6 protein-coding genes are annotated in these 8,657 nt (G+C 44.3%); 5 read left to right on the top strand and 1 reads right to left on the bottom strand.

From position 1 onward, the window contains the following. Positions 1-115 precede the first annotated feature (115 nt). Complete coding sequence (locus HT708_RS11685) at positions 116-307, bottom strand: chlorohydrolase (protein WP_226373104.1); 192 nt, start codon at positions 305-307, stop codon at positions 116-118. A 26-nt stretch (positions 308-333) separates the two neighbouring features. On the opposite strand from HT708_RS11685, the gene comA reads away from it, so the two are divergent. From comA to HT708_RS02600, 5 genes are all read left to right on the top strand, one after another. Continuing rightward, complete coding sequence (comA, locus tag HT708_RS02615; RefSeq protein ID WP_172925931.1) at positions 334-2,487, top strand: peptide cleavage/export ABC transporter ComA; 2,154 nt, start codon at positions 334-336, stop codon at positions 2,485-2,487. 12 nt (positions 2,488-2,499) lie between these two features. Next, complete coding sequence (gene comB, locus HT708_RS02610) at positions 2,500-3,849, top strand: competence pheromone export protein ComB (RefSeq protein ID WP_172925930.1); 1,350 nt, start codon at positions 2,500-2,502, stop codon at positions 3,847-3,849. 169 nt (positions 3,850-4,018) lie between these two features. Continuing rightward, positions 4,019-4,726 carry a phosphoribosylaminoimidazolesuccinocarboxamide synthase gene (purC, locus tag HT708_RS02605; protein WP_050261351.1) on the top strand — a complete coding sequence of 236 codons (708 nt, stop codon included), beginning with the start codon at positions 4,019-4,021 and terminating at the stop codon, positions 4,724-4,726. Position 4,727: 1 nt separating this feature from the next. Beyond that, a complete protein-coding gene (locus tag HT708_RS12300) occupies positions 4,728-4,871 on the top strand; it encodes a phosphoribosylaminoimidazolesuccinocarboxamide synthase (protein WP_078934271.1) in 144 nt (47 codons plus the stop codon). Positions 4,872-4,925: 54 nt separating this feature from the next. Beyond that, a complete protein-coding gene (locus tag HT708_RS02600) occupies positions 4,926-8,651 on the top strand; it encodes a phosphoribosylformylglycinamidine synthase (RefSeq protein WP_172925929.1) in 3,726 nt (1,241 codons plus the stop codon). Positions 8,652-8,657 lie beyond the last annotated feature (6 nt).

Here is an 8,657-nt window from a genome sequence, read left to right as displayed (position 1 = left end):
CACGGGTGGTTATGACTTATCCAAAAAGTGCAGTTGGGAGGGAGATAGGCGCATTTGGGGAGGAAGTCCAGTTTTTGTTTGGGGATTGGGGTAAGATAGTTATTATCAGATGAGTTTATACTCTTCGAAAATCAAATTCAAACCACGTCAACGTCGCCTTGCTGTAGGTATGGTTACTGACTTCGTCAGTTCTATCCACAACCTCAAAACTGTGTTTTGAGCTGACTTCGTCAGTCCTATCTACAACCTCAAAATAGTGTTTTGAGCAGCTTGCGGCTAGTTTCCTAGTTTGCTCTTTGATTTTCATTGAGTATTAGGAAAAAGGAGATGAAGATGAAATTTGGGAAACGTCACTATCGTCCGCAGGTGGATCAGATGGACTGCGGTGTAGCTTCATTAGCTATGGTTTTTGGCTACTATGGTAGTTATTATTCTTTGGCTCACTTGCGAGAATTGGCTAAGACGACTATGGATGGGACGACGGCTTTGGGCTTGGTCAAGGTGGCAGAGGAAATTGGTTTTGAGACGCGAGCCATTAAGGCGGATATGACGCTCTTTGACTTGCCAGATTTGACTTTTCCTTTTGTTGCCCATGTTCTTAAGGAAGGAAAATTGCTCCACTACTATGTGGTGACTGGGCAGGATAAGGATAGCATTCATATTGCCGATCCAGATCCTGGGGTGAAATTGACCAAACTGCCACGTGAGCGTTTTGCGGAAGAATGGACAGGAGTGACTCTTTTTATGGCACCTAGTCCAGACTACAAGCCTCATAAGGATCAAAAGAATGGCCTGCTCTCTTTTATCCCTATATTAGTGAAGCAGCGTGGCTTGATTGCCAATATCGTTTTGGCGACACTCTTGGTAACCTTGATTAATATTGTGGGTTCTTACTATCTGCAGTCTATCATTGATACCTATGTGCCAGATCAGATGCGTTCGACGCTTGGGATTATTTCTATTGGGCTGGTGATTGTCTACATCCTTCAGCAGATCTTGTCTTATGCTCAGGAGTATCTCTTACTTGTTTTGGGGCAACGCTTGTCGATTGATGTGATTTTGTCCTATATCAAGCATGTTTTTCACCTGCCTATGTCCTTCTTTGCGACACGCAGGACAGGGGAAATCGTGTCTCGTTTCACGGATGCTAACAGTATCATCGATGCACTGGCTTCGACAATCCTTTCGATTTTCCTAGATGTGTCAACGGTTGTCATTATTTCTCTTGTTTTATTTTCACAAAATACCAATCTCTTTTTCATGACTTTATTGGCACTTCCTGTCTATACAGTGATTATCTTTGCCTTTATGAAGCCTTTTGAAAAGATGAATCGTGATACCATGGAAGCCAATGCGGTTCTGTCTTCTTCTATCATTGAGGACATCAACGGTATTGAGACTATCAAGTCTTTGACCAGTGAAAGTCAGCGTTACCAAAAAATTGACAAGGAATTTGTGGATTATCTGAAGAAATCCTTTACCTATAGTCGGGCAGAGAGTCAGCAAAAGGCTCTGAAAAAAGTTGCCCATCTCTTGCTCAATGTCGGTATTCTCTGGATGGGAGCTGTTTTAGTCATGGATGGCAAAATGAGTTTGGGGCAGTTGATTACCTATAATACCTTGCTGGTTTACTTTACCAATCCTTTGGAAAATATCATCAACCTGCAAACCAAGCTTCAGACAGCGCAGGTTGCCAATAACCGTCTAAATGAAGTGTATCTAGTAGCTTCTGAGTTTGAGGAGAAGAAAACAGTTGAGGATTTGAGCTTGATGAAGGGAGAGATGACTTTCAAGCAGGTTTCCTACAAGTATGGCTATGGTCGAGACGTCTTGTCAGACATCAATTTGACGATTCCACAAGGTTCTAAGGTGGCTTTTGTGGGGATTTCGGGGTCAGGTAAGACGACCTTGGCCAAGATGATGGTTAATTTTTACGACCCAAGTCAGGGAGAGATTAGTCTGGGTGGTGTCAATCTCAATCAGATTGATAAAAAAGCCCTGCGCCAGTATATCAACTATCTGCCTCAACAGCCCTATGTATTTAACGGAACGATTTTGGACAATCTTCTTTTGGGAGCCAAGGAAGGGACGACTCAGGAGGATATCTTACGGGCGGTGGAGTTAGCAGAGATTCGGGAGGACATTGAGCGGATGCCACTGAATTACCAGACAGAGTTGACTTCGGATGGGGCAGGGATTTCAGGTGGTCAACGGCAGAGAATCGCTCTGGCGCGTGCTCTCTTGACAGATGCACCGGTCTTGATTTTGGATGAAGCGACCAGCAGTTTGGATATTTTGACTGAGAAGCGGATTGTCGATAATCTTATGGCTTTAGACAAGACCTTGATTTTCATCGCCCACCGCTTGACCATTGCTGAGCGGACAGAGAAGGTGGTTGTTTTGGATCAGGGCAAGATTGTCGAAGAAGGAAAGCATGCTGATTTGCTTGCACAGGGTGGATTTTACGCCCATTTGGTCAATAGCTAGAAAGAGGAGAGGATGAAACCAGAATTTTTAGAAAGTGCGGAGTTTTATAATCGTCGTTACCATAATTTTTCCAGTCGGGTAATTGTCCCCATGTCCCTTCTGCTCGTGTTTTTGCTTGGATTTGCAACATTTGCAGAGAAGGAGATGAGTTTGTCTACTAGAGCTACTGTCGAACCTAGTCGTATCCTTGCAAATATCCAGTCAACTAGCAACAATCGTATGCTTGTCAATCATTTGGAAGAAAATAAGCTGGTTAAAAAGGGAGAACTGTTGGTTCAATATCAAGAAGGGGCAGAGGGTGTCCAAGCGGAGGCCTATGCTAGTCAGTTGGACATGCTCAAGGACCAAAAAAAGCAATTGGAGTATTTGCAAAAGAGCCTGCAAGAAGGGGAGAACCACTTTCCAGAGGAGGATAAGTTTGGCTACCAAGCCACCTTTCGCGACTACATCAGCCAAGCGGGCAGTCTTAGGGCTAGTACATCGCAACAAAATGAGACTATCGCGTCCCAGAATGCAGCAGCTAGCCAAACCCAAGCCGAAATCGGCAATCTCATCAGTCAAACAGAGGCTAAAATTCGCGATTACCAGACAGCTAAGTCAGCTATTGAAACAGGTGCTTCCTTGGCCAGTCAGAATCTAGCCTACTCTCTCTACCAGTCCTACAAGTCTCAGGTCGAGGAAAATCCGCAAGCTAAGGCCCAGGCTGTTGCGCAGGTTGAAGCACAGCTTTCTCAGTTAGAATCTAGTCTTGCTACTTACCGTGTTCAGTATGCAGGTTCAGGTACCCAGCAAGCCTATGCGTCTGGTTTAAGTAGTCAATTAGAGTCCCTTAAATCCCAACATTTGGCTAAGGTTGGTCAGGAATTGACCCTTCTAGACCAGAAAATCTTGGAGGTGGAGTCAGGTAAGAAGGTACAGGGAAATCTTTTAGACAAGGAGAAAATTACGGCGAGTGAGGATGGGGTGCTTCATCTTAATCCTGAGACCAGTGATTCTAGCATGGTAGCAGAAGGTGCCCTACTAGCCCAACTCTATCCGTCCTTGGAAAAAGAAGGGAAAGCCAAAGTAACAGCTTATCTTAGTTCAAAAGATGTAGCAAGGATCAAGGTCGGTGATTCTGTTCGCTATACGACGACTCATGATGCCAAGAATCAACTTTTCCTAGATTCTACTATTACAAGTATTGATGCGACAGCTACTAAGACTGAAAAAGGGAATTTCTTTAAAATCGAGGCAGAGACTAATCTAACTTCGGAGCAGGCTGAAAAACTTCGTTACGGGGTGGAAGGTCGTCTGCAGATGATTACGGGCAAGAAAAGTTACCTACGTTATTATTTGGATCAATTTTTGAACAAAGAGTAATGTTCGTGTTTTTAGAGTTAAATGATTTTAAAACTGTGAGAAAGATTCTTCTTGCAGTTTTTTCTTTACGATTTTTGTCACACAATCATCATTTATTCGGTTAAATTCTTGTAATTTTAGGTTTTTTATGGTAGAATGTGCTCAAGTAATACGAAAGGCGAACTTTAAAATGTCAAAACAATTGATCTATTCGGGAAAAGCTAAAGATATCTATACAACTGAAGATGAAAATCTTATTATTTCAACTTACAAGGACCAGGCGACTGCTTTCAATGGTGTTAAGAAGGAGCAGATTGCGGGCAAGGGAGTGTTGAATAATCAGATTTCATCTTTTATTTTTGAGAAATTAAATGCGGCTGGTGTGGCGACTCACTTTGTGGAGAAACTTTCAGACACGGAACAACTCAATAAAAAGGTTGAGATTATTCCTTTGGAAGTCGTGCTCCGTAACTATACAGCTGGTTCCTTTTCAAAACGTTTTGGTGTGGATGAGGGAATCGCCTTGGAGACCCCGATTGTTGAATTTTACTACAAAAATGATGATTTGGATGATCCATTTATCAATGATGAGCATGTGAAATTCCTACAGATTGCGGATGACCAGCAGATTTCCTACTTGAAGGAAGAAACCCGTCGTATCAATGAACTCTTGAAAGGCTGGTTTGCTGAGATTGGGCTTAAGTTGATTGACTTTAAGCTAGAGTTCGGTTTTGACAAGGATGGCAAGATTATCTTAGCAGATGAATTTTCACCAGATAACTGCCGTTTGTGGGATGCGGATGGCAACCACATGGATAAGGATGTTTTCCGTAGGGGATTAGGAGAGCTAACAGACGTTTATGAAGTTGTCTGGGAGAAGTTGCAAGGTTTGAAATAATCTGTTTGCAGCGGAAAACCTTCGTCTCTCAACTAAAAGGACTCAGGCTGAAAGGGTCCCCCAGACCTTTTCACTCTGTAGAGGATTGGGAGAACTAACAGATGTTTACGAGATTGTCTGGGAAAAGTTGCAGGGTTTGAAATAACAACCTCAAGGTCGTTGGAACATTGTAAAAGCTGAAATAAAGGAATAAGGATTGATGGATAAACGTATTTTTGTTGAAAAAAAGGCTGATTTTCAGGTCAAGTCAGAGAGTTTGGTGAGAGAACTCCAGCACAACTTGGGACTTTCAAGCTTGAAAAGTATTCGTATTGTGCAAGTCTATGATGTCTTTGATTTGGCAGAGGGCTTGTTTGCGCCTGCAGAGAAACACATCTTCTCTGAGCAGGTGACAGACCATGTCTTGGATGAAGCTGCTGTACAGGCGGATCTTGCTAACTATGCTTTCTTTGCCATTGAAAGCCTAGCAGGGCAGTTTGATCAGCGTGCAGCATCTTCACAGGAAGCCTTGCTTTTGCTGGGAAGTTCTAGTGACGTGACAGTTAATACAGCCCAACTTTACTTGGTCAATAAAGATATCGATGCGACTGAATTAGAAGCGGTCAAGAACTACTTGCTCAATCCAGTTGATTCTCGTTTCAAGGACATCACGACAGGGATTGCCAAGCAGGAATTTTCTGAGTCAGACAAGACCATTCCTAAATTGACTTTCTTTGAAAGTTATACAGCAGAAGACTTTGCTCGCTACAAGGCTGAGCAAGGGATGGCCATGGAAGTGGATGATTTGCTCTTTATCCAAGACTATTTCAAGTCAATCGGGCGGGTGCCGACGGAAACAGAACTCAAGGTCTTGGACACTTACTGGTCTGACCACTGCCGTCACACGACGTTTGAGACAGAGTTGAAACACATCGACTTTTCAGCTTCTAAATTCCAAAAGCAATTGCAGGCGACCTATGACAAGTATATTGCCATGCGTGAGGAGTTGGGGCGTTCTGAAAAACCACAAACCTTGATGGATATGGCGACTATTTTCGGTCGTTATGAGCGTGCTAATGGACGTTTGGATGACATGGAAGTGTCTGACGAAATCAATGCTTGCTCAGTTGAAATCGAAGTGGACGTTGATGGTGTGAAAGAACCATGGCTCCTAATGTTCAAGAATGAAACTCACAACCACCCAACGGAAATTGAGCCATTTGGTGGAGCGGCTACTTGTATTGGTGGTGCTATTCGTGACCCATTGTCAGGTCGTTCCTACGTTTATCAAGCCATGCGTATTTCAGGTGCTGGAGATATTACCGCACCGATTTCAGAAACTCGCGCTGGGAAATTGCCACAACAGGTCATTTCTAAGACAGCGGCTCATGGTTATTCTTCATATGGTAACCAGATTGGGCTTGCGACGACCTATGTTCGTGAATACTTCCACCCAGGTTTTGTAGCTAAACGCATGGAGCTTGGTGCTGTTGTAGGTGCGGCTCCTAAGGGCAATGTTGTCCGTGAAAAACCGGAAGCAGGTGATGTCATTATCCTTCTTGGAGGTAAGACTGGACGTGATGGTGTCGGTGGAGCGACAGGTTCTTCTAAGGTTCAAACGGTTGAGTCCGTGGAAACTGCTGGAGCTGAAGTTCAAAAAGGGAATGCTATCGAAGAACGCAAGATTCAACGCCTTTTCCGTAATGGCGCTGTCACTCGTCTTATCAAGAAGTCCAATGACTTTGGAGCAGGCGGAGTCTGTGTGGCTATCGGTGAATTGGCAGACGGTCTGGAAATTGACCTCAACAAGGTGCCTCTTAAATACCAGGGCTTGAATGGTACCGAAATTGCCATCTCTGAATCTCAAGAACGGATGGCAGTTGTGGTTCGTCCTGAGGATGTAGATGCCTTCGTTGCTGAATGTAACAAAGAGAATATTGATGCTGTTGTGGTGGCGACAGTGACTGAAAAACCAAATCTAGTCATGCACTGGAATGGTGAAACCATTGTCGACTTGGAACGTCGTTTCCTTGATACCAATGGTGTACGAGTGGTTGTCGATGCTAAGGTTGTGGACAAGGACGTCAAACTTCCAGAAGAGCGTACAACAAGCGTAGAAACACTGGAAGCAGATACCCTTACCGTTCTATCTGACCTCAACCATGCGAGTCAAAAAGGATTGCAGACTATCTTTGATTGCTCTGTTGGTCGTTCAACGGTTAATCACCCACTTGGTGGTCGCTATCAACTCACACCAACTGAGGCCTCTGTACAGAAATTGCCAGTTCAACACGGTGTGACTCATACTGCATCAGTCATGGCCCAAGGTTTCAACCCATATGTAGCTGAATGGTCTCCATACCACGGTGCTGCCTATGCGGTGATCGAAGCTACAGCTCGTCTAGCAGCAACAGGTGCCAATTGGTCTAAGGCTCGCTTCTCTTACCAAGAGTACTTCGAGCGCATGGATAAACAAGCAGAGCGTTTTGGTCAGCCAGTAGCAGCTCTCCTAGGATCTATCGAGGCACAAATTCAGCTTGGTTTGCCATCTATCGGTGGTAAGGACTCTATGTCTGGTACTTTTGAAGAATTGACAGTGCCACCAACCTTGGTAGCCTTTGGAGTGACGACGGCAGATAGCCGTAAGGTGCTTTCGCCAGAGTTCAAGAATGCTGGTGAAAACATCTACTACATCCCAGGCCAAGCCCTCTCTGCAGAAATTGATTTTGACTTGATTAAGTCTAACTTTGCTCAGTTTGAAGCCCTTCAAAAGGCTCACAAAGTAACAGCAGCTTCAGCTGTTAAATACGGCGGTGTGCTTGAAAGTTTGGCACTTGCTACTTTTGGAAGTCATATCGGTGCAGAGGTAACCTTGCCTGAACTAGAAACGGCTTTGACAGCACAATTAGGTGGATTTGTCTTTACTTCTCCTGAAGAAATTGCTGGATTAGAGAAGATTGGACAAACGAAAGCAGCCTTTACACTGACTGTCAACGGTGTGAAGCTAGATGGACACAAGCTTGACAGTGCTTTCCAAGGCAAATTGGAAGAAGTTTACCCAACAGAGTTTGCCCAAGCTAAAGAACTAGCTGAAGTACCAGCTGTGGTATCAGATGTTGTGATTAAAGCCAAAGAAAAGGTTGAAAAACCTGTGGTTTACATCCCAGTCTTCCCAGGAACCAACTCAGAATATGACTCAGCCAAGGCCTTTGAGAAAGAAGGTGCAGAGGTAAACTTGCTGCCATTTGTGACCTTGAATGAAGAGGCTATTGTCAAGTCAGTTGAAACTATGGTTGACAACATCGGCAAGGCAAACATTCTCTTCTTTGCAGGTGGATTCTCAGCTGCGGACGAGCCAGATGGATCCGCTAAGTTTATTGTCAACATCCTGCTCAATGAAAAAGTCCGTGTGGCTATTGACAGCTTTATTGCCCGTGGTGGCTTGATTATCGGTATCTGTAATGGATTCCAGGCCTTGGTCAAATCAGGTCTTCTTCCATACGGGAACTTCGAAGAGGCCAGCAGTACTAGCCCAACCCTCTTCTACAATGATGCCAACCAACACGTGGCCAAGATGGTGGAAACTCGCATTGCCAATACTAACTCACCATGGCTTGCTGGAGTGGAAGTTGGTGAGATTCATGCCATTCCTGTTTCGCACGGTGAAGGGAAGTTTGTCGTGACAGCTGAGGAATTTGCAGAGCTCCGTGACAATGGTCAAATCTTTAGCCAATATGTTGACTTTGACGGCAAACCAAGTATGGACTCTAAGTACAATCCGAATGGTTCTGTCCATGCCATCGAAGGAATTACCAGCAAGAACGGCCAAATCATCGGTAAGATGGGCCACTCAGAACGTTATGAGGAAGGTCTTTTCCAAAATATCCCAGGAAATAAAGACCAGCACCTGTTCGCGTCAGCGGTTAAATACTTTACTGGAAAATAAGACTTG

It is taken from the genome of Streptococcus sp. 3613 (assembly GCF_013277375.1).
GTDB lineage: Bacteria > Bacillota > Bacilli > Lactobacillales > Streptococcaceae > Streptococcus > Streptococcus pseudopneumoniae.
This window is presented reverse-complemented; position numbering and strand designations above follow the sequence as displayed.